At 71.9% G+C, this 20,147-nt stretch carries 17 protein-coding genes and 1 rRNA gene; 14 read left to right on the top strand and 4 right to left on the bottom strand.

What is annotated here, in order from left to right; translation table 11 throughout:
* The 3 genes from rrf to ACIRHA_RS23310 form a co-directional block, all read left to right on the top strand.
* Window positions 1-88: ribosomal RNA gene (gene rrf, locus ACIRHA_RS23320) — 5S ribosomal RNA — on the top strand; the annotation flags it as partial.
* A gap of 328 nt (window positions 89-416) precedes the next feature.
* Window positions 417-1,415 (top strand): hypothetical protein, encoded by a 999-nt coding sequence (locus tag ACIRHA_RS23315; protein ID WP_403848883.1) that lies wholly within the window; start codon window positions 417-419, stop codon window positions 1,413-1,415.
* Window positions 1,361-2,071 (top strand): hypothetical protein, encoded by a 711-nt coding sequence (locus ACIRHA_RS23310; protein WP_403848880.1) that lies wholly within the window; start codon window positions 1,361-1,363, stop codon window positions 2,069-2,071. The genes ACIRHA_RS23315 and ACIRHA_RS23310 overlap by 55 nt, the downstream gene beginning before the upstream one ends.
* 73 nt (window positions 2,072-2,144) lie before the next feature.
* Here the strand turns inward: ACIRHA_RS23310 and ACIRHA_RS23305 are convergent, their stop codons facing one another.
* On the bottom strand, window positions 2,145-3,446 hold the full coding sequence (locus tag ACIRHA_RS23305; RefSeq protein ID WP_403848877.1) for a DUF1015 family protein: 1,302 nt from the start codon (window positions 3,444-3,446) through the stop codon (window positions 2,145-2,147).
* A gap of 72 nt (window positions 3,447-3,518) precedes the next feature.
* Between ACIRHA_RS23305 and ACIRHA_RS23300 the strand changes: the two genes are divergently transcribed.
* The 4 genes from ACIRHA_RS23300 (at window position 3,519) to ACIRHA_RS23285 (ending at window position 7,742) form a co-directional block, all read left to right on the top strand.
* Complete coding sequence (locus ACIRHA_RS23300; protein WP_403848874.1) at window positions 3,519-4,586, top strand: HAD hydrolase-like protein; 1,068 nt, start codon at window positions 3,519-3,521, stop codon at window positions 4,584-4,586.
* Between the two features lie 170 nt (window positions 4,587-4,756).
* Window positions 4,757-5,803, top strand: a complete 1,047-nt coding sequence (locus ACIRHA_RS23295) for a FecCD family ABC transporter permease (protein WP_403848871.1) — start codon at window positions 4,757-4,759, stop codon at window positions 5,801-5,803.
* Entirely contained in the window at window positions 5,800-6,870 is a 1,071-nt protein-coding gene (locus ACIRHA_RS23290; protein WP_403848868.1) for a FecCD family ABC transporter permease, read from the top strand. The genes ACIRHA_RS23295 and ACIRHA_RS23290 overlap by 4 nt, the downstream gene beginning before the upstream one ends.
* Window positions 6,867-7,742, top strand: a complete 876-nt coding sequence (locus ACIRHA_RS23285) for an ABC transporter ATP-binding protein (protein WP_403848865.1) — start codon at window positions 6,867-6,869, stop codon at window positions 7,740-7,742. The genes ACIRHA_RS23290 and ACIRHA_RS23285 overlap by 4 nt, the downstream gene beginning before the upstream one ends.
* On the opposite strand, the gene ACIRHA_RS23280 is transcribed toward ACIRHA_RS23285, so the two are convergent.
* Window positions 7,726-8,073, bottom strand: a complete 348-nt coding sequence (locus ACIRHA_RS23280; RefSeq protein WP_403848862.1) for an SCP2 sterol-binding domain-containing protein — start codon at window positions 8,071-8,073, stop codon at window positions 7,726-7,728. The two genes, ACIRHA_RS23285 and ACIRHA_RS23280, sit on opposite strands and share 17 nt — an antisense overlap.
* A 42-nt stretch (window positions 8,074-8,115) precedes the next feature.
* Here ACIRHA_RS23280 and ACIRHA_RS23275 point away from each other — a divergent pair, with 42 nt between their 5' ends.
* The 6 genes from ACIRHA_RS23275 to ACIRHA_RS23250 all read left to right on the top strand — a co-directional run bounded on the left by ACIRHA_RS23275 (window position 8,116) and on the right by ACIRHA_RS23250 (window position 14,254).
* Window positions 8,116-8,388 carry a hypothetical protein gene (locus ACIRHA_RS23275; RefSeq protein WP_403848859.1) on the top strand — a complete coding sequence of 91 codons (273 nt, stop codon included), beginning with the start codon at window positions 8,116-8,118 and terminating at the stop codon, window positions 8,386-8,388.
* Window positions 8,389-8,394: 6 nt separating this feature from the next.
* On the top strand, window positions 8,395-9,210 hold the full coding sequence (locus tag ACIRHA_RS23270) for a TlyA family RNA methyltransferase (protein ID WP_403848856.1): 816 nt from the start codon (window positions 8,395-8,397) through the stop codon (window positions 9,208-9,210).
* Window positions 9,211-9,224: 14 nt separating this feature from the next.
* Window positions 9,225-10,136, top strand: a complete 912-nt coding sequence (locus ACIRHA_RS23265; RefSeq protein WP_403848952.1) for an NAD kinase — start codon at window positions 9,225-9,227, stop codon at window positions 10,134-10,136.
* A 136-nt stretch (window positions 10,137-10,272) separates the two neighbouring features.
* Window positions 10,273-12,006, top strand: a complete 1,734-nt coding sequence (recN, locus tag ACIRHA_RS23260) for a DNA repair protein RecN (protein WP_403848949.1) — start codon at window positions 10,273-10,275, stop codon at window positions 12,004-12,006.
* 148 nt (window positions 12,007-12,154) lie between these two features.
* Window positions 12,155-12,910, top strand: a complete 756-nt coding sequence (locus ACIRHA_RS23255; protein ID WP_403848853.1) for a hypothetical protein — start codon at window positions 12,155-12,157, stop codon at window positions 12,908-12,910.
* Window positions 12,911-13,123: 213 nt separating this feature from the next.
* On the top strand, window positions 13,124-14,254 hold the full coding sequence (locus ACIRHA_RS23250) for a glycosyltransferase family 4 protein (RefSeq protein ID WP_403848850.1): 1,131 nt from the start codon (window positions 13,124-13,126) through the stop codon (window positions 14,252-14,254).
* Window positions 14,255-14,280: 26 nt separating this feature from the next.
* Here ACIRHA_RS23250 and ACIRHA_RS23245 read toward each other — a convergent pair whose 3' ends face one another.
* Window positions 14,281-15,951, bottom strand: a complete 1,671-nt coding sequence (locus ACIRHA_RS23245; RefSeq protein ID WP_403848847.1) for a PucR family transcriptional regulator — start codon at window positions 15,949-15,951, stop codon at window positions 14,281-14,283.
* Between the two features lie 61 nt (window positions 15,952-16,012).
* Window positions 16,013-17,815 (bottom strand): glycoside hydrolase family 15 protein, encoded by a 1,803-nt coding sequence (locus ACIRHA_RS23240; RefSeq protein WP_403848946.1) that lies wholly within the window; start codon window positions 17,813-17,815, stop codon window positions 16,013-16,015.
* A gap of 536 nt (window positions 17,816-18,351) precedes the next feature.
* Between ACIRHA_RS23240 and ACIRHA_RS23235 the strand changes: the two genes are divergently transcribed.
* Window positions 18,352-20,037, top strand: a complete 1,686-nt coding sequence (locus ACIRHA_RS23235) for a CTP synthase (RefSeq protein ID WP_403848844.1) — start codon at window positions 18,352-18,354, stop codon at window positions 20,035-20,037.
* Window positions 20,038-20,147: the final 110 nt, after the last annotated feature.

The following is a 20,147-nucleotide window of genomic DNA, read 5'->3' as shown; positions in this document are numbered from 1 at the left end:
CGGTTACATTCCGAACCCGGAAGCTAAGCCTCACAGCGCCGATGGTACTGCAGGGGGGACCCTGTGGGAGAGTAGGACGCCGCCGAACTAATTTTGAGAGGACCCTTGGTCCCGGCACACATGCTGGGACCAAGGGTCCTTTTTGTATTTCCAGAGCTTTTCTCGGAGCGCGCCGGCACCCCGGTTGCGCGAGAATGACTGCGGTACCGAAGACAGGAGTCAACCGATGGCCACCAACTCGCCCGACGAGCGACCGGAGCGCGATCAGCGCCGACGGGACAGTGGTGACCGGGGGGACCGTGGAGGGTTCCGCGGCAACAGCGGCGCTCCGCGTCGGGACACTCGGGACCGTCGGGATGGCGACCGGGAGCGTCCTCCCTTCCGCCGGGACGACCGTCGCGATGACCGTTCGCAGGGTGACCGGGACCGTGGGCCCCGTTGGGACGACAACCGTGGTGGCGGCTTCCGTCGGGACGACCGTGACCGTGGGCCGCGTCGCGACGACAACCGTGGCGGTGGCTTCCGTCGCGATGACCGGCGCGACGACAACCGGCGCGACGACAACCGGCGTGACGACAACCGTGGTGGCGGTTTCCGCCGTGATGACCGTCGGGACGACCGTGACCGTGGGCCGCGTCGTGACGACCGGCGCGACGACAACCGCGGGGGTGGTTTCCGCCGCGACGACCGTGACCGTGATCGCGCGCCGCGTCGTGATGACCGTCGTGACGACAACCGTGGTGGCGGCTTCCGTCGTGACGACAACCGTGGCGGTGGCTTCCGTCGCGATGACCGGCGCGACGACAACCGGCGTGACGACAATCGTGGTGGCGGTTTCCGCCGTGATGACCGTCGGGACGACCGTGACCGTGGGCCGCGTCGTGACGACCGGCGCGACGACAATCGTGGTGGCGGTTTCCGCCGTGACGACCGGCGCGATGACCGTTCGTACGGTGATCGGGACCGTGACCGTGGGCCGCGTCGTGATGACCGTCGTGACGACAACCGCGGTGGCGGCTTCCGCCGCGATGACCGTCGCGATGATCGGCGTGATGACAACCGTCGGGACGACAACCGTGGCGGTGGCTTCCGCCGCGATGATCGGCGCGATGACAATCGCGGTGGCGGTTTCCGGCGCGACGACCGTGACCGTGACCGTGACCGTGGGCCGCGTCGTGATGACCGGGGCGGGCGGCCCGGTGGGTTCCGTGGGCGGGACGACCGTGGGCCGCGTCGTGATGACCGGCGTGATGACAATCGCGGTGGCGGCTTCCGCCGGGATGACCGGGAGCGGGACCGGGAGCCGATCAAGCGGCTGCCGATTCCGGATGACGTCTCCGGTGCCGAGCTCGACAAGAGCGTGCAGCAGGAGCTTCAGTCCCTGCCGAGGGGGCTCGCCGAGGACGTCGCGATGAACCTCGTGATGGTGGCCCGGCTGATCGACGAGGACCCGGAGCGCGCGTACGCGTACTCCCGGATCGCGCTGCGTCTCGCGTCGCGGGTCGCCGCCGTGCGGGAGGCCGCCGGATTCGCCGCGTACGCGAACCAGAAGTACAGCGAGGCGCTCGCCGAGTTCCGGGCCGCGCGGCGGATGACCGGGAGCGCGGAGCTGTGGCCGCTCATGGCCGACTGCGAGCGCGGGCTCGGGCGTCCCGAGAAGGCGCTGGACATGGCCGGCGCCCCCGAGGTGTCGAAGCTGGACAAGGCCGGGCAGGTCGAGATGCGGCTCGTGGCCGCGGGCGCGCGGCGCGACATGGGGCAGCTGGATGCCGCGATCGTGACGCTGCAGAGCCCCGAGCTCGCGTCGAACTCCGCACATCCGTGGACCGCGCGTCTGCGCTACGCGTACGCCGACGCACTGCTGGAGGCCGGGCGCGAGGGCGAGGCGCGGGAGTGGTTCGCCAAGGCCGTCGAGTCCGACAAGGACGGCAGCACGGACGCGTCCGACCGGCTCGCCGAGTTGGACGGCGTCGAGTTCGTGGACGCCTTTGACGACAGCGACGAGGACGGCGCCCCGGCGCCCGAGGGCGAGAGCGCCGGCGTCGAGCGTGAAGGACGCGACGAGCGGTAGAGCGTGATGACATGACGAACGGGCGGGCTCCTCAGGGGGCCCGCCCGTTCGTCGTTGTGGCGAGAGTTGAAACTCAGTCTTCCGTCAGTGTGCGCAGCACCAGGCCCGTGGCCGGCTTCGGGCCGAACGACGTGGACTTGCGGGGCATCGTCACGCCCTGGCGGGCCAGCTCGCGGACGACCTCCTCGCGGACCGGGTGCATCAGGACCGCCGTGCCGCCGTCGTGGCGCGCCTTGTCGACCGTCGCCTGCGTGTCGTGGATGTACGAGACGTCGGCGGGGGAGTCCTCCGGGATGCCCCAGACGTCACCGAGGAGCGTGGAGTGCAGCACCGTGGCGTCGAGGGTGCGCCAGGCCTCGGGGCGGTCGGCCGGAATCGTACGGTCCAGGAGCGCCGGGTCGGGGCGGTCCAGGAGGTGGTACGTGTCCTCGGTGCCGGTGAGGAGGAAGGCGTTGCCGTGGGACGCCGCCTGCGCCAGGGCCTCCATCGCGTGCGGGAGCGGGCCCGTGACCTCGCGTACGCGGAAGTGGGGGCGGGCCGCCGCCAGTGCCCGGTCGAGGGGGAGGCGGCCCAGCAGGCGGTGGATGGCGCGGACCCGGAGGGGGTAGCGGGCCGTGTCGACCAGGAGGACCAGGCCGTAGTCCCAGGGGGTGCGGCCCGGCGCCGTGTGTTCGGTGCGCAGGCGCAGGTAGGTGGCCCAGCGGTGGTGGCCGTCCGCGATCAGTGCCTGGTGGGCGGCGAGACCGCCTTGGACCTGGCGCTGGTCGGCGGGGTCCGTGAGGGCCCAGAGGCGGTGGCTGTAGCCGTCCTCGGTGGTCGTGGCGAGGAGCGGGGGGCGCTGGACCGTGCGTTCGATGACGGCGGTGGCGCCGGTCGCGTTGCCGTTGCCCCGGTAGGTCAGCAGGAGCGGTTCGAGGTTCGCGGCCGTCGTGCGCATCAGGCCTGCCCGGTCCTCGACCACATGAGGCATGACGTCCTCGTGGGGCAGGACCACACCTTCCGAGGCCTCGGAGAGGTGGAGGGCGCCGATGATGCCGCGTTGCAGCATGTCGCCGTTCCGCTGTTCGTATACGTAGAAGGCGGGTTCGGCGTCGGGGGCGAGGACGCCCTCGGCGAGCCAGCGGTGCAGGGTGGCGGCCGCCAGTTCGTTGCGGGCCTGGGGCGCCACGGCCTGCGGGAGGATCAGGCGGACGATGTTGTGCGGGTCCGCGTTCTCCAGGTGGTGCAGTCCGTCGGGCCGTACGACCACGTCGTACGGGGGTGAGGTCACGGCGGCGAGGCTGCCGACCTGTTCGGGGACGTAGCGGACGCCCCTGAACGGGATCAGGTCCAGGCCGTTGCTGCCCGACTGTGCCGTGCGACCTGCAGTCTTCATCCCCGCATCGTACGAGTGTCAGTGCCGTGGGGGATGATCGGGGGAGTGGGATCGAGCGAGGAGAGATGCGGAATGAGCCAGGTCCACGGTGCGAGCGGGACGGCCGACGGCGGGGCCCGGGTGCGGCCCGGTGACAGTGCGCGGGCGTTGCACGAGGCGTACGACACCGCGCTGCTGGATCTCGACGGGGTCGTGTACGCGGGCGGACTTGCCATCGCGCATGCCGTCGAGTCGCTGGCCGTGGCGCGCGACGGCGGGATGGGGCTCGCGTACGTCACGAACAACGCGCTGCGCACGCCGGACGCCGTGGCCGAGCATCTGACCGAGCTCGGGATCCCGACCGGGGCCGCCGATGTCATCACGTCGGCGCAGGCCGTCGCGCGGCTCATCAGCGAGCAAGTGCCCGAAGGGGCGCGGGTGTTGGTGATCGGCGGTGAGGGTCTGCGGGTGGCGTTGCGGGAGCGCGGGCTCGTGCCGGTGGACTCCGCCGACGAGGACCCGGCCGCCGTGGCGCAGGGGTACGGCGGGCCCGACATGGCGTGGGGGCGGTTCGCGGAGGCCTGCTACGCCATCGCGCGCGGGGTGCCGTGGTTCGCATCCAATACCGACCTGACGATTCCGAGTGCGCGTGGGATCGCGCCGGGGAACGGGGCGGCGGTGGAGGTCGTCCGGATCGCGACGGGTGCGGAGCCGCAGGTCGCGGGGAAGCCGTTGCCTCCGATGCACCGGGAGACGATTCTGCGGACCGGGGCGAAGACTCCGCTGGTGGTGGGGGACCGGCTCGACACGGACATCGAGGGGGCGTTCAACGGGGGTGTGGATTCGCTGCTTGTGCTGACCGGTGTCACCGATGCCGCGCAGTTGCTCGCCGCGCCGCCGCAGCATCGGCCCACGTATGTGGACGTGGATCTGCGGGGGCTGCTCACCGGGCAGCCGGAGGTCGAGGAGCTTCAGGGCGGGGACGGTGGGTTCCGGTGTGGGGGCTGGACCGCGGTTGCCGGGGGCGGGGAGTTGCGTGTCGAGGGGGACGGTGAGGCGATCGACGGGTTGCGGGCGCTGTGTGGGGCGGCGTGGGGTGTGGCCGGGGAGGGTGTGTGTGAGCTGGATGCGGGGAAGGCGGTGGCACGGTTGGGGCTGTAGCGCGCCGATGCTTGGCCGGGCTGCGCTGGGGTTGGGGCCCGGAGTGTGCTCGCCCCGCACCGGGGTGCCGCCTTGCCCACCCTGCCGCCCTTGGCGGCAGATTGCCCAAGGCGGCGGGGGGGGACGGGACCGTGATGTCGTGAAGTTGCAGGGTAGGCTAACCTAACTTCGTGTTGGTCGACAGTCCTCCCGAAGCCAGCGCGGTGACCGCTCCCGCGCCCCCCGACCGTCGTGCGGCGATACGCACCGTCGGGCTGCTCGCGTCTGTCCTCGTGCTGGTGGCCGTCCTTGTGGCGAGCATCGCCGTGGGCGCCAAACCGCTCTCGCTCGACCAGGTCTGGCACGGCCTGTTCGAGGACACCGGGAACTATGCGGATGTGGTCGTCGGTGAGCGTGTGTCGCGCACCCTGCTCGGCCTGTTGGCCGGAATCGCGCTCGGCCTCGCCGGCGCCGTCCTGCAGGCGCTGACCCGCAACCCCCTCGCGGACCCCGGCATCCTCGGCATCAACATGGGCGCGTCGGCCGCCGTCGTCTCCGCCATCAGTTTCTTCGGGGTGACCTCACTCACCGGCTACGTATGGTTCGCCTTCGCGGGCGCCGCCGCCGTGGGCGTCCTCGTCTACGCGCTCGGCGGCACCCGCAATGCGACGCCCGTGCGGCTCGCGCTCGCCGGTACCGCGATCAACGCGGCGCTCTCCGGCTATCTCTACGCGGTGATGATCACCGACGACATGGCCCTCAACCGGATGCGGTTCTGGCAGGTCGGCTCGCTGGCCACGTCCACCATGCACACCGTCCAGCAGGTGTGGCCCTTCATCGTCGTCGGCGCCGTGCTCGCGCTGCTGCTCTCCCGCCCGCTCAACGCCATGGCCATGGGCGACGACACCGCCCGCGCGCTCGGCGCCCACCTCGGCCGCACCCGCGCCCTGAGCATGATCGCCGCGACGCTGCTGTGCGGCGCGGCCACCGCGGCCTGCGGACCGATCGCCTTCGTCGGCCTCATGGTGCCGCACATGGTGCGCTCGTTCACCGGGCCCGACATGCGCTGGATCATGCCGTACGCGGCGGTCCTCTCGCCCGTGCTGCTGCTCGGCGCCGATGTCATCGGCCGGCTCGTGGCCCGCCCCTCCGAGCTCCAGGTCGGCATCGTCACGGCCGTCATCGGCGCACCGGTCTTCATCGTGCTCGTACGTCGCCGAAGGATGGCCCAGCTGTGAACGCGACCAAGACCCCCGCGCAGACCGGGCGGAAGAAGACCAAGGCGATACGCACCCCGGGCGGCCTCTCCTTCCGGCTCGACGTCCGCTCGCTCCTCGTCGTCGCGGTCCTTCTCGTCGCGGCGCTCGCCGCGAGCGTCTTCCTCATCGGCACCGGCGACTTCCCGATCCCGGTCCCCGACGTGCTGCGCACCCTCGCGGGCAACGGCAACGCCGGCCAGGAATTCATCATCAACGACCTGCGGCTCCCGCGGGTCCTCGTCGGCCTGCTCGTCGGCGCCGCGCTCGGCCTGTCCGGCGCGCTCTTCCAGTCCGTCTCCCGCAACCCGCTGGGCAGCCCCGATGTGCTCGGCCTCGGCCAGGGCTCGACGGCCGGCGCGCTCGTGATGATCGTGATCTTCGGGGGCAGCGCCACGCAGGTCGCCCTCGGCGCACTTGTCGGCGGTCTCGTCACCGGCGTCGCCATCTACGTACTCGCCTGGAAGCGGGGCGTGCACGGCTACCGGCTCGTCCTCGTCGGCATCGGTGTCTCCGCCTTCGTGACCGCGATCAACGGGTATCTGCTCACGAAGGCCGACTTCGTGGACGCCGCCCGCGCCACCGTGTGGATGACCGGCTCGCTCAACGGCCGCGACTGGGCGCAGGTCTGGCCGCTGCTGATCATGTTCGTGGTGCTGATCCCGCTCGTCGCCGCGTCCGCGCGTCCGCTGCGGATGCTGGAGATGGGCGACGACGCGGCGGGCGGCCTCGGCGTGCGTGTCGAGCGCACCCGGCTGCTGCTCCTCACGGCCTCCGTCGTGCTGACCGCCGCCGCCACCGCGGCCGCGGGCCCGGTCACCTTCGTCGCGCTGACCGCGCCGCAGATCGCCCGGCGGCTGACCAAGTCGCCGGGGCCGAACCTGGCGGCGTCGACGATCCTGGGCGCGGCCCTGCTGATCGTCGCCGACCTGGTCTCGCAGCGGGCCTTCGGCGCCGACCAGCTGCCCGTCGGCGTGGTCACCGGCGTCGTCGGCGGTATCTATCTGCTGTGGCTGCTGGTCACCGAGCGCAAGGCGGGCCGGATATGAGCGAGCGCGGAACACGCAGGCCCGATGACTCTCGTACGAACCAAAGGAGCACCGCAGTGAACAGGCTGATAGCCGACGACGTGACCCTCGGATACGACCAGCGCGTCATCGCCGAGAAGCTGTCGGTGGAGATCCCCGACAACTCGTTCACGGTGATCGTCGGCCCGAACGCCTGCGGCAAGTCCACGCTGCTGCGCGCCCTGTCGCGGATGCTCAAGCCGAGCGCGGGCCGCGTCCTGCTCGACGGCGGCGTCATCCAGTCGATGCCCGCCAAGAAGGTCGCCAAGACGCTCGGCCTGCTGCCGCAGTCGTCGACGGCGCCCGACGGCATCACCGTCGGCGACCTCGTGGCCCGCGGCCGCTACCCGCACCAGGGGCTGCTGCGCCAGTGGTCGTCCGACGACGAGCGGATCGTCCAGGAGTCGATGGGTTCCACCGGCGTCGCCGAGCTCGCCGAGCGGTACGTCGACGAGCTCTCCGGCGGCCAGCGCCAGCGCGTGTGGATCGCGATGGCGCTCGCCCAGCAGACGCCGCTGCTGCTGCTCGACGAGCCGACGACGTACCTCGACATCCAGCACCAGATCGACGTGCTCGACCTCTGTGCCGAGCTGCACGAGGAGCAGGGGCGCACGCTCGTCGCCGTCCTGCACGACCTCAACCACGCGGCCCGCTACGCCACCCACCTCATCGCCCTGCGCGAGGGCGAGGTGATCGCGGAGGGTGCGCCCAAGGACATCGTCACGGCCGAGCTCGTCGAGCGGCTCTTCGGCATGAAGTGCCAGGTCATCGACGACCCGGAGACGGGGACCCCGCTGGTGGTGCCGGCCGCGCGCAAGGCGCGTCGCAAGGAGATCGCTACAGCAGCGTCCTGAGCCGCAGGAGGTCGCGGAAGGACGCCTCGAGCTTGACGCGTCCCGCCGCCCAGGCCTTCGCGAAGTTCAGCTCGCCGTCGACCATCGCCACCAGGTCGTCCCCGGTCAGCGCGAGCCGGATCTGCGCCTTCTCGGCGGGCGGTCCGGAGCGGGTGTCGAGGACCTCGATCCGGCCGTCCTTGAGTCGGCCGGAAAACGTCACGTCGAGGTCGGTGATGCGGCAGCTCAGCGAGCGGTCCAGGGCCGCGGCCGTGCGCACGTCCCCGTCGGCCCCCGCCATGTTGTCCGAGAGTTTGTCGAGCGCCGCCCGGCACTCCTCCATCGTCGCCATCGTGATCGACGGTACACCGGCGCTTCGGGGTAGCGTCGGGGCATGAGCGAGACGCCCACCGACCCCACCGACGTGCCGGAACCCGCGGCGGAGCCCTCGTACGACCCCGCGGCACCCGCCCCGCTCGGCATCGGGCGCACCCCCACCGGCAACGCCGAGGTGGACGCGCAGCTGGAGCGGCTCGGCGATGTGGACCACCTCGCCGCGGACGGGCACGCCGAGGTGTACGAGGATGTACACCAGGGGCTGCGGAACGCGCTGACCGCGCTGGATGCCGCCCCCACCTCTCCGTCTCCGCACGACAACAGGAGCTGAACCACCGTGGCAGGTGTGGCACGTCGCCGCCTCGACGCCGAACTCGTCAACCGCAAACTGGCGCGCTCGCGCGAGCACGCGAGCCAGCTGATCGCCGCGGGCCGGGTCAGCGTTTCCAAGATCGTCGCGACCAAGCCCGCGACACAGGTGAACGAGGGCGTGTCGATCGTCGTCACGGCGGACAGCAGCGACCCCGACTACGTCTCGCGCGGCGGGCACAAGCTCGCGGGCGCGCTGGAGGCGTTCGGTCCGCAGGGGCTCGTGGTCAAGGGGCGCAGGGCATTGGACGCGGGCGCGTCCACCGGTGGCTTCACCGATGTGCTGCTCCGGGCCGGGGTCGCGCACGTCGTCGCCGTCGACGTCGGCTACGGGCAACTCGCGTGGTCGCTGCAGAGCGATGAACGCGTCACCGTCAAGGACCGTACGAACGTACGCGAATTGACGTTGGAGGCGATCGATGGAGTGCCTGTTGATGTGGTCGTCGGTGACCTGTCCTTCATTCCGCTCGGGCTCGTACTGCCCGCCCTCGTGCGCTGCGCGGCACCGGAGGCGGATCTCGTGCTGATGGTCAAGCCGCAGTTCGAGGTGGGCAAGGAGCGGCTCGGCAGCGGGGGCGTCGTGCGCAGCCCCGAAATGCGGGCCGACGCGGTGCGCGGGGTCGCCGAGCAGGCATGGAAGCTCGGGTACGGCGTGCGCGGGGTGACCGCGAGCCCCCTGCCGGGACCGTCCGGGAACGTCGAGTACTTTCTGTGGCTGCGTGCCGGGGCGGATCAGCTCGACCCGGCCGACGTGGATCGCGCAGTGGCGGAGGGACCCCGTTGACCAAGCCGAATCAGCTGCCGCAGACCCGGGCTCGTACGGTTTTCCTGCTCGCCCACACGGGCCGGCCCGCCGCGATCCGCAGCGCCGAACTCGTCGTGCAGGGGCTGCTGCGCAGCGGCCTCGGGGTGCGGGTCCTGGCGTCGGAGGCCGAGGACCTGCCACTGCCCGACACCGTGGAACTGGTGAAGGAGTCCGAGGCGACGCCCGCCTGCCTCGACGGCTGTGAGCTGCTCATCGTGCTCGGCGGGGACGGGACGCTGCTGCGCGGCGCCGAGTTCGCGCGGGCGTCCGGGGTGCCGATGCTCGGGGTGAACCTGGGCCGCGTCGGCTTCCTCGCGGAGGCGGAGCGGGACGACCTGGACAAGGTCGTCGACCGCGTCGTCACCAAGGAGTACGAGGTCGAGGAGCGCATGACGATCGACGTCGCCGTGCACCGCAACGGCGACGTCGTACACCGGGACTGGGCGCTCAACGAGGCGGCCGTCCAGAAGATCGAGCCCGAGCGGATGCTCGAGGTCGTCCTTGAGATCGACGGTCGGCCGGTCACCGGGTTCGGGTGCGACGGGATCGTGTGCGCGACCCCGACCGGGTCCACCGCGTACGCGTTCTCGGCCGGCGGCCCCGTGGTGTGGCCCGAGGTCGAGGCGCTGCTCATGGTGCCGATCAGCGCGCACGCCCTGTTCGCGAAGCCGCTCATCACCTCGCCCGATTCGGTGCTCGCCGTCGAGGTGCAGCAGCACACGCCGCACGGCGTGCTCTGGTGCGACGGGCGGCGGACCGTGGAGCTGCCGCCGGGCGCGCGGATCGAGGTGCGCCGCGGCGAGGTGCCGGTCCGGCTCGCGCGGCTGCACCACGCGGTCTTCACCGACCGGCTCGTGGCCAAGTTCGCGCTCCCGGTCGCCGGGTGGCGCGGCGCCCCGCAGTGAGCGGCACGTTCGAGTGACGGCGGCGTGAAGGTTTGTCACCGGAAGTCCCCTTCCACCTGCGGAATCGGGGGAGGGGACCGGGGTCCGTCGCACGGACGGCCTTCGACCTCGTAAGGTCAGAGGCGTGTTGGAGGAGATGCGGATACGGTCGCTCGGAGTCATCGACGACGCCGTGGTCGAGCTTTCGCCCGGCTTCACGGCGGTCACCGGTGAGACGGGCGCGGGCAAGACCATGGTCGTCACCAGTCTCGGTTTGCTGCTCGGCGGGCGCGCCGACGCCGCGCTCGTACGGATCGGGGCGAAGAACGCGGTGGTCGAGGGGCGCATCGCCGTGCCCGCCGACTCGGGCGCGCGTGGGCGGGCCGAGGAAGCAGGGGCCGAGCTCGAGGACGGGGTGCTGCTGCTCAGCCGCACCGTGTCCGCCGAGGGGCGCTCCCGGGCGCACCTGGGCGGGCGGTCTGTGCCGGTGGGTGTGCTGAGCGAGCTGGCGGACGACCTGGTCGCCGTGCACGGCCAGACCGACCAGCAGGGACTGCTGAAGCTCGGCCGGCAGCGGCAGGCGCTCGACCGGTACGCGGGGGACGCCGTGGCGGCGCCGCTCGCCAAGTACGGGACCGTCTACAGGCGGCTGAGGGCCGTCGGCGCCGAGCTGGACGAGATCACCACGCGCGCGCGTGAGCGGGCGCAGGAGGCGGATCTGCTGCGCTTCGGGCTCGACGAGATCGGTGCCGTGGAGCCCAGGGCGGGCGAGGACGTGGAGCTGGCCGATGAGGCCTCCCGGCTCGGCCACGCGGAGGCGCTCGCCTCGGCGGCGGCCGCCGCGCACGCCGCGCTCGCCGGGAACCCCGAGGACCCGGAGGGCGTCGACGCGCAGACGCTGGTCGGTGGCGCGCACCGGGCCCTGGAGGCCGTGCGCTCCCACGACTCGGCGCTCGGTACGCTCGCGGAGCGGATCGGCGAGGTCCAGATCCTGCTCACCGATGTCGCCGCCGAACTGGCCGGTTACGCCGACGACTTGGATGCCGACCCGCTGCGGCTGTCCGCGGTGGAGGAGCGGCGTGCGGCGCTCACGGCGCTCACCCGCAAGTACGGCGAGGACGTGACGGCGGTGCTGGCCTGGGCCGAGACGAGCTCCGCGCGCCTTCTCGAGCTCGACGGCGACGACGAGCGGATCGGCGAGCTGACCTCGGAACGCGAGTCGCTGCGCGGCGAACTCGGCGTGCTGGCACAGGAATTGACGCACGCGCGCGTGGAGGCGGCCGACCGGTTCGCGGCCGCGGTGACCGAGGAGCTCTCCTCGCTCGCGATGCCGCACGCCCGGGTCTCCTTCGACATCCGGCAGGCCGAGACGGACGCGGCCGACGGTGTCGAGGTCGACGGCAGGAACGTGGCCTGCGGCCCCAGCGGCGTCGACGAGGTGGAGCTGCTGCTCGCCCCGCACCCCGGTGCGCCGCCCCGGCCCATCGCCAAGGGCGCGTCCGGCGGTGAGCTGTCGCGCGTGATGCTCGCGGTGGAGGTCGTCTTCGCGGGCAACGATCCGGTACCTACGTATCTCTTCGACGAGGTCGACGCGGGTGTGGGTGGCAAGGCCGCCGTGGAGATCGGCCGACGTCTGGCCAAGCTCGCCAGGTCGGCGCAGGTCGTGGTCGTCACGCACCTGCCGCAGGTCGCCGCGTTCGCCGACCGGCAGCTCCTGGTCGAGAAGACCCATGACGGCTCCGTGACGAGTTCCGGCGTGACGGTGCTCGAAGGCGAGGACCGGGTGCGGGAGCTGTCCCGGATGCTGGCGGGCCAGGAGGACTCGGAGACGGCGCGGGCCCATGCGGAGGAGTTGTTGGCTGCGGCCAAATCGAGCCCCTGCGGCGATTGAGCAGCGGGGTCCGGGGCGGAGCCCCGAGGCCGCAACCGCGCCGGGGCCGGGGCCTGTGAATCGGTGCGCGGCACCGGGGCGCCGCCTTGCCCACCCTGCCGCCCAAGGCGGCAGATTGCCCAAGGCGGGGGCGGCCTAGGGTGAGGGCATGATCGACGTCAATCGTGCCCTGCGCTCCGCCGCACTCGCCGCCGGTGTCACCGGCGCCGTCCGTACGGTGCTGCGCCGCACCAAGCCGGGCGGTGACTGGGACCGCAAGAATTACGCCGGGCGGACCGTCGACCTGTGTCCCGGGCCCGCTGTCACCGTGGGTGCGGCGGCGGGAGCACTCGTCGCAGGGCCGGAGGCGAGAGGCGCCGCGGTGCTTGCCACGGTCGTGGCCGGGGCCTGCGGGGCGTACGACGACGTGGCGGGGGCCGATGATCCACGGCGCGGCTTCCGGGCCCATCTGGGCGCGCTGCGGGACGGCGAACTCACCAGCGGTGCCGTGAAGTTGTTCGGGATCTCGGCGGCGGGGCTCGTCGCGGGCGGGCTGCTCAAGGAGCGGTTTGTCGACAAGGTGCTCGCCGGTGTCGTCATCGCAGGCACCGCGCACCTCGTCAACCTCGTCGACGTACGGCCGGGACGCGCGGCCCAAGTGACCCTCGCCCTGGGCGTTCCCGGCCTGCTGCGCGGCTCGCTCGCCGCCGCGCCGATGGGCGCCGCAGCCGCCGTACTGCCCGACGATCTCGCCGAGCGCGGGATGCTCGGCGATGCGGGCGCGCACGCGCTGGGGGCCGCCGTCGGTGTCGCCATCGTCGCGGGCAACGGGCGGCCCGGCCTCGTGGCGCACGCCGCCGGGCTCGTCGCCGCGACCGTGTGCGGGGACCGGGTGAGCGCGCTGGCCCAGCGCCCGCTTACGTAAGCATCGGTCCCCTCAACTCACCCATGTGGGTGGTCCGGTGTGCCGTGTTGCCCAGGCCTGGGCGGTGCGGGAGGGCGTCCGGTGCTGGAACGTCGGTACGGGCTGGCATCCTGGGAGACCGACGGTATACGTATCCCTGAGCCCGTACTCTCCGTATACCTAACCCCTTCCGTACCTACCGAGTTCGCCGACACCCCTCAGGAGCCCGGCCGCGTGAGCCACCCCAGCAGCCCGTCAGCGCACGGAAAGCCGACGCTGCGCACCGTGCAGGTGCTGGGCGGCGGCAGTGCGGGCAGCAGCGCCCATGTCCGGTCCCTGACCGCGGGGTTGGTGGCCCGCGGGGTGCGCGTCACGGTGTGCGCGCCGATGGCGGCCGAGCGGGCGTACGGGTTCGCGGACGCGGGCGCGCACCACCTTCCGGTGCCGCGCCGCGGCGACCCGGCGTCCGTCGCCGCGCTCCGCGTCGCCTGCACCGACGCCGACCTCGTGCACGCGCACGGGCTGCACGCCGGGCTGCGGGCCGCCCTGGCGCTCAGCGGCCGCCGCGTCCCGCTCGTCGTCACCTGGCACACCCGCTCGTACGCCGAGGGCGCCCGCGCCCACCTGTTGCGCGCGCTGGAGCGGCGTGTGGCCAGGGCGGCGGCCGTCGTCCTCGGCACCTCATCCGACCTGGTGGACCGGGCGCGGGCGCGCGGCGCGCGGGACGCCCGGCTCGCCGCGGTGTCCTTCCCGGCGCCACGCGGACCGCTCCCGGAGGGCGAGGAGGCCGAGCGCACCCGCAGCAAGACGCGGGCCGAACTCGGCTGCGTGGACCGCCCGTTGCTGATGGCCGTCGGCAGCCTGGAGCGGCATCGCGGTTACGACGTGCTGCTCGACGCCGCGCACGCGCTGCTCGGGCTCGACCCCGTGCCCCTGCTGGTGATCGCGGGGGAGGGGCCCGAGCGGCCGGCGCTCCAGCGGCGCATCGAGATCGAGGGCCTGCCGGTGCGGCTCGCGGGGCGCCGCGACGACGTCGCCGAACTGCTGCACGCGGCCGATGTCGCCGTGCTGCCCAGCAGTTGGGAGTCCCGCTCACTGCTCGCGCAGGAGGCGCTGCACGCGCGCGTACCGCTCGTGGCGACGGATGTCGGCGGCATCCCCGAACTGGTCGGGGACGGTGCGGAGTTGGTCCCCTACGGAGACGCTCCCGCGCTCGCCCGCGCCGTGGCGGGGATCCTGGCCGACCCCCGGCGGCGCGAGCAGCTCAGGGAACGCGGCGCCGCGCAGGCCGCGTCCTGGCCGACCGAGGACGCGACGGTCGCCCAAGTGCTCAGTGTCTACGACGAGTTGACGGGCTTTCACTGAGCCTTCGGCAAGGAACTGGCGATCCGTCAAGAGGGATTGGCGTGCCGGCGGGCCCGCAGCGCCAGGCTCAGCGCGAGCACCGTCTGCGGATCGTCCAGGTCCGTGCCTAGCAACTCGCCGATGCGCGCGAGGCGGTTGTAGAGCGTCTGCCGGTTCAGATGGAGTTCGCGCGCCGTCTCCGCCTTGCGGCCCGCGTGCGCCAAGTAGGTCTGGAGCGTGGGCAGCAGCGGCGGCTTCGCCCGTCTGTCGTGCTCCTGGAGGGGGCCGATCGCCCGCTCCACGAACGCCGCCAGGTCCGGATGGTCCCGCAGCCGCCACAGCAGCAGGTCGATGTCGAGGCGCCGCGCGTCGAACCACGGCCGGTCGTCCAGGCCCTGCGCCGCCGTCGCCGTCTCCGCCGCGTGCCGCAGCCCTGCCGCCGCCGCGGCCCAGCCACCTGCCCCGCCGACCACCACGACCGGCGGCAGCGCGCCCGCCCGCTGCATTCCGGCCCGCGCCACGCCCGCCCGCAGCGCCGCCGCGACCCGGTCCGCGACCGCGGCCCGCTCCGACTCCGAGCGGAGCCCGAGCAGCAGCGGCACCCGCCCCTCCACAGGGCGCACGCCGAGCAGCGACGGCACCCCGACCGAGGCAAGCTCCTCGGACACGGCCCGCGCGAGCACCGCCCAGCCGCCGCCCGGCGACAGTCCCATCGGGGTCTCCGGCGTGCCCGGCAGCCGCATCACGACGGGCAGCAGCGGCCCGCTCCCGGTCGGCTTGAAGCCGAGGACGCGGGCCTGCGCCGGGGCGTCGTCCGGCGCGATCCGGCCCTCAGCGAGATCGGTGAGGAAGTCGCCGCGCCCGCGCGCGGCCAGCTCCTCCTCCTGGCGGGCCTGCATCAGCACCACGGCGAGCGACCCGGCGGCCCGCTCCGCGGCGATCCGGTGCACGGGCGCGAGCGTCCCCGACACGGGCAGCAGCACGAGCCTGGCCCGTACGGAACCCGCTCCGGGGCCGCCGCCCGGCACATCCACGAGAACGGCGCCGCCCGGCGGCTCGTCCTGGTGCGTGCCGCGCATGCCCTCCCACACCTGGAGCGGATCGGTGATGTCGTCCTCGGCCCCGGCCGCGTAGAGCAGCTGGCCGTCGGCGGTCTCCAGGAAGACCGGGTTCCCGCTGAACTCGGCGAGGATACGCAGGACTTGAGGGACTCCGCCGCCGCCGAGCAGGGCGTCCGTGCAGCGCCGGTGGACCTCCTCCGCCCGCTGCAGCAGCGCGTAGTGACCGTTGACGATCTCGGTGTGGATCTCCTCCGTCACCGTCACGAACGGCACTTCGCGGTGCAGTTGCACCAGCGGAAGGCCCGCCGCCCGCGCCGTCTCCACGAGGGCCGCGGGCAGCCGCGCGAACCGCTGGCCCAGCTCGATGACGAGCGCGGCGATGCCCCGCTCGGCCAGCTTGCGCACGAAGGCGCGCTGTTCGGCGGGGCGCGTCCCGACGCCGTAGCCGGTGGTCAGCAGCAGTTCGCCGCCCTTGAGCAGCGACGCGATGTTCGGCACCTCACCGGCGTGCACCCAGCGCACGGTCCGCTGCAGCCGCTCCCCGCCCGCCACCACCTCGGGAAGCCCGCTGCGCAGCCCGGGCAGTTCCAGGGCGCGCCGCACGGTGATGCCGCCGGGGGAGGAGAAGGCGGAGAACTCGGGCGAGGTGCTGTCCATGACACGGACGCTACCGGCGCACACGCGCGCGGGGCACCTCCGCCCCCGCCCTTCCCGCGTTCTACCCTCCGTACGCGCCCGAAGCCGTCAGCCGCAGTGCCGTGTCGATCAGTGGCACGTGGCTGAACGCCTGCGGGAAGTTCCCGACCTGGCGCTGCAGCCGCGGATCCCACTCCTCGGCGAGCAGGCCCAGGTCGTTGCGGAGCGCGAGCAGCTTCTCGAACAGCTTGCGGGCCTCGTCGACCCGGCCGATCATCGCGAGGTCGTCCGCCATCCAGAACGAGCAGGCGAGGAACGCCCCTTCGTCGCCCGGAAGACCGTCGACACCGGCGTCGTCGCCGTCCGTCGGGTACCGCATGATGAAGCCGTCCGGCGTCGACAGCTCCCGCTGGATCGCCTCGATGGTGCCGATGACCCGCTTGTCGTCGGGCGGCAGGAAGCCCATCTGCGGAATCAGCAGCAGCGACGCGTCCAGCTCCTTGCTGCCGTACGACTGCGTGAAGGTGTTGCGCTCCTTGTCGTAGCCCTTCTCGCAGACGTCCCGGTGGATGTCGTCGCGCAGGTCGCGCCACTTCTCCAGCGGGCCGTCCGCGTCCCCGGACTCGATGAGCTTGATGGTGCGGTCCACGGCCACCCACGCCATGACCTTCGAGTGCACGAAGTGCCGGCGCGGACCGCGCACCTCCCAGATGCCCTCGTCCGGCTCGTCCCAGTGGCCTTCGAGGTACCGGATGAGCTTGAGCTGGAGCAGCGAGGCGTAGTCGTTCCTCGCGAGACCCGTCATGTGCGCGAGGTGCAGCGCCTCGGTGACCTCGCCGTACACATCGAGCTGGAGCTGGCCCGCCGCCCCGTTGCCGACCCGGACGGGACCGGAGTTCTCGTACCCGGGCAGCCAGTCCAGCTCCGCCTCGCCGAGTTCGCGCTCGCCCGCGATGCCGTACATGATCTGCAGGTTCTCCGGGTCGCCCGCGACCGCCCGCAGCAGCCACTCGCGCCAGGCCCGCGCCTCCTCCCGGTACCCGGTGCGCAGCAGGGAGGAGAGGGTGATGGCGGCGTCCCGCAGCCACGTGTACCGGTAGTCCCAGTTCCGGACGCCGCCGATCTCCTCGGGCAGCGAGGTCGTCGGCGCGGCGACGATGCCGCCGGTCGGCGCGTAGGTCAGGGCCTTGAGGGTGATGAGCGAGCGGACGACGGCCTCGCGGTACGGCCCGTGGTACGTGCCGTGCTCCACCCACTGCTGCCAGAACTCCTCCGTCGCCGCGAGGGCGGACTCGGGGTCGGGCACCGGCGGCTGCTCCTTGTGCGAGGGCTGCCACTGGATGGTGAAGGCGACCCGGTCACCGGGCGCCACCGTGAAGTCCGAGTACGTCGTCAGGTTCTTGCCGTACGTCTCCGTGGACGCGTCCAGCCACACGGAGTCGGGCCCGGCCACGGCGACCGTACGGCCGTCCACCTTGTGCACCCAGGGAGTGATCCGGCCGTAGCTGAAGCGCATGCGCAGCGCCGAACGCATCGGCACGCGCCCGCTCACGCCCTCCACGATCCGGGTCAGTTGGGGTGCGCCGTCGCGCGGCGGCATGAAGTCGGTGACCCGGACCGTGCCGCGCGGCGTGTCCCACTCCGACTCCAGGACGAGCGTGTCGCCGCGGTATCCGCGCCGCGCCGCTCTCGGTGGCTCGGTATCGGACGCGTGGGCGGGTCCCAGGCGCCAGAAGCCGTGGTCCTCGGTGCCGAGCAACCCGGCGAAAATGGCATGCGAGTCGAAGCGGGGCAGGCACAGCCAGTCGACTGTGCCGTCCCGGCAGACCAGGGCGGCGGTCTGCATGTCTCCGATGAGTGCGTAATCCTCGATGCGCCCGGCCACGTGCATCTCCAGTCGAACGGCCACGGTTGCAGGAAAAGGTGGAGCGAAAGGTTGGGGGTGGGGGGATGAGACGACGGATCGTGTTGACGTGTTGTTCCGTTGATACGCCGTCCGGATACGTCGTTGTCAAACGACCTGACGAGCCGGTTGTTCCGGGTGGGGATCGCGGCGAACGGACGGAGTGCTCCGATGAACGGTGGGGTACGGGCGGGGGTGTTGCCGTCGTGACGCCGTATTCCGTTGTGACTCGCCAGCCGAGTGTCCGAGCAGGATACGACGCGCTCAAGTGATCCGCGTGCCGCTCACTGCATCGCGTTTCGGCCGTACGGGTGAGTGCCCGCGCCTGGTCCCACCTGCGTGGTGGGCTGTGTGCGGAGCGTGGCCGGAAGCAGCCTCGTCTCGTCGCTGATACCCTGGTAGCCCGTGAGCCGGTGGTCATAGAACCCCCGAACCGCAGCGACGGCGCCTCCCGAAAACTCGGGCGAGCGCGTCGGACCGCACCCCACGACCGCGACCACGGGAGCCCCCTCTTGGCCATGCAGCCGAAATCCTCGACGACCAAGCACATCTTCGTCACTGGGGGTGTCGCCTCGTCCCTCGGTAAGGGCCTCACCGCCTCCAGCCTCGGCATGCTGCTCAAGGCCCGTGGCCTCCGCGTCGTCATGCAGAAGCTCGACCCTTATCTGAACGTCGACCCCGGCACGATGAACCCCTTCCAGCACGGCGAGGTGTTCGTCACCAACGACGGCGCCGAGACCGACCTGGACATCGGCCACTACGAGCGCTTCCTCGACATCGACTTCGACGGCTCGGCCAACGTGACCACCGGCCAGGTGTACTCGCAGGTCATCGCCAAGGAGCGGCGTGGCGAGTACCTGGGCGACACCGTCCAGGTCATCCCGCACATCACGAACGAGATCAAGCACCGCATCCGCCGCATGGCGACGGACGAGGTCGACGTCGTGATCACCGAGGTCGGCGGCACCGTCGGCGACATCGAGTCGCTGCCGTTCCTGGAGACCGTCCGCCAGGTCCGCCACGAGGTCGGCCGTGACAACGTGCTGGTCGTCCACATTTCCCTCCTGCCGTACATCGGTCCGTCGGGTGAGTTGAAGACGAAGCCGACCCAGCACTCGGTTGCGGCGCTGCGCAACATCGGTATCCAGCCGGACGCCATCGTGCTGCGCTGCGACCGTGAGGTCCCGACCGCGATCAAGCGCAAGATCAGCCTGATGTGCGACGTCGACGAGGCCGCGGTCGTCGCCTGCCCCGACGCACCCTCGATCTACGACATCCCGAAGGTCGTGCACAGCGAGGGCCTGGACGCGTACGCCGTCCGCAAGCTCGACCTGCCGTTCCGTGACGTGGACTGGACGCAGTGGGACGACCTGCTCGGCCGCGTCCACAAGCCGGACCACGAGATCGTCATGGCCTTGGTCGGCAAGTACATCGACCTGCCCGACGCCTATCTGTCGGTGACCGAGGCGCTGCGCGCGGGCGGCTTCGCCAACCGCGCCAAGGTCAAGATCAAGTGGGTCACGTCGGACGACTGCAAGACGCCGGCCGGCGCCAAGAAGACGCTCGGCGACGTCGACGCGATCTGCATCCCCGGTGGCTTCGGCGACCGCGGCGTGGCCGGCAAGGTCGGCGCGATCCAGTTCGCCCGCGAGAACAAGATCCCGCTGCTCGGTCTCTGCCTGGGCCTGCAGTGCACGGTGATCGAGGCGGCGCGGAATCTCGCCGATATTCCCGATGCGAACTCGACGGAGTTCGACGCGGCTACCGCGCACCCCGTCATCTCGACCATGGCCGAGCAGCTCGACATCGTCGCCGGTGAGGGCGACATGGGCGGCACCATGCGGCTCGGCATGTACCCGGCGAAGCTCGCCGAGGGCTCCATCGTGCGCGAGGTGTACGACAACAAGGAGTACGTCGAGGAGCGCCACCGCCACCGCTACGAGGTGAACAACGCCTACCGCGCGGAGCTGGAGAAGAAGGCGGGCCTGCAGTTCTCCGGTCTGTCGCCCGACGGCAAGCTCGTCGAGTACGTCGAGTACCCGCGCGAGGTCCACCCGTACCTGGTCGCCACGCAGGCGCACCCGGAGCTGCGCTCGCGTCCGACGCGTCCGCACCCGCTGTTCGCCGGTCTGGTGAAGGCGGCCGTGGAGCGCAAGGTGAAGGCCGGGCAGGGCGGTTCCGCGGGGGCCAAGAAGGCCAAGTAAGGGCTCTGCGGGGCCTGTCGCACAAGCGATGTACGGTTACCGGGGTGTACGCCTTTTGCGGCGTGCGCCCCGGTTTCTTATGAGTACCGCTCATGCGTACGTAGGAGGGC

Origin of the sequence: Streptomyces sp. NPDC102360 (assembly GCF_044766085.1) — a bacterium.
Taxonomy (GTDB): Bacteria; Actinomycetota; Actinomycetes; order Streptomycetales; family Streptomycetaceae; genus Streptomyces.
Note: the sequence above shows the minus strand (reverse complement) of the source record. Positions and strands in the feature narration are given on the sequence as shown.